We start from the raw sequence: 1303 nt of genomic DNA on the forward strand, positions 1-1303 counted from the left end.
GGTGGTGTCGGCGGTAACGGCGGGACCGCCGGAAACGGGGGTGCCGCCGGAACTGGCGGCACCGGTGGCACCGCGGGCAACGGCGGAGACGGCGCTACCGGCGGAAATGGCGGTGTCGGCGGTAACGGCGATAACGGCGGCACTGGTGCCCTAGGTGGAGCGGGCGGTAACGGCGGTCAGGGTAGTGCCGGCGGAAACAGCGGTGTCGGCGGTACCAACGGCAACGGTGGCGGCGGCGGCCAAGGCGGTCAAGGAGGCAACGCCGGCAACGTCGGCAGCGGCAGCACCGCGGGCAGTGCCGGCGGTGCCGGCGGCAACGCAGGCGCTGGTGGTGCGGCCGGTACCGGCGGCACGAGCGGCAACGGCGGTGACGCCGGCAACGGCGGTAACGGCGGCCACGGTGGTAACAGCGGTTCCGGCGGGACCAGCAACGGCGGCAACGGTGGTGCCGGCGGCAACGCGGCCGCTGGTGGAGCGGCCGGCACCGGTGGCACCGCCGGCACCGACGGCACCGGCGGTAACGGCGGCGACGGCGGCAACGGCGGCCAAGGCGGAACTGGCGGAAACGGCGGCGCAGGCGGGACCGGGATCAACGGCGTCAACGGCGGCAACGGCGGCAACGGCGGTGCCGGCGGCGGCGGCATCAGCGGGATACCCGCTACAAACCCACACACCACCGCCGGTAACGGCAGTCACGGCGGCGACGGCGGCGTCGGGGGCAGTGCCTCTGACGGCGGTACTGGCGGTGCCGGCGGCAACGGCGGCGTCGGCGGTGGCGGCGGGCTCGCGGCGGCCCTGGGAGCAAACGCAGGCAACGCCGGCAACGGTGGTAGCGGCGGTGCCGGCGGCAACGCCACCGGCGGCGGTAACGCCGGCGCCGGCGGCAACGGCGGCGGCGGCGGCCTCGGCGGCACCATCTTCACACCCGGTAACGGCGGCAACGGCGGTAACAGCGGTAGTGGCGGCACCGGCGGTGCCGGCGGCAGCGCAACCGGCGGCGGCAACGGCGGCAACGGCGGCAACGGCGGCAACGGCGTCGCCGGCAGCGCCGGCGGCGCATCCTCCACCGGCAACGGCGGCAACAGCGGCAACGGCGGCAACGGCGGAAACGGCGGTGTCGGCGGCAACGCAACCGGCGGCGGCAACGGCGGCAACGGCGGCGACGCCGGAACAGCAGCCATCGGTGCTGCCGGCGGCGCATCCACCACCGGCAACGGCGGCAACGCAGGCAACGGCGGTAACGGCGGCAGCGGCGGTGCCGGTGGCAGCGCAACCGGCGGCGGCAACGGCGGCAACGGCGGCA

General features: G+C 76.3%; 1 protein-coding gene. It reads left to right on the top strand.

From position 1 onward, the window contains the following. A partial coding sequence (locus tag ACZY1I_RS32140) for a hypothetical protein (RefSeq protein WP_463761697.1) occupies positions 1 to 1303 on the top strand: 1303 nt, incomplete at both ends.

The sequence above is a fragment of the Mycobacterium sp. IDUB_37 genome (assembly GCF_055419245.1).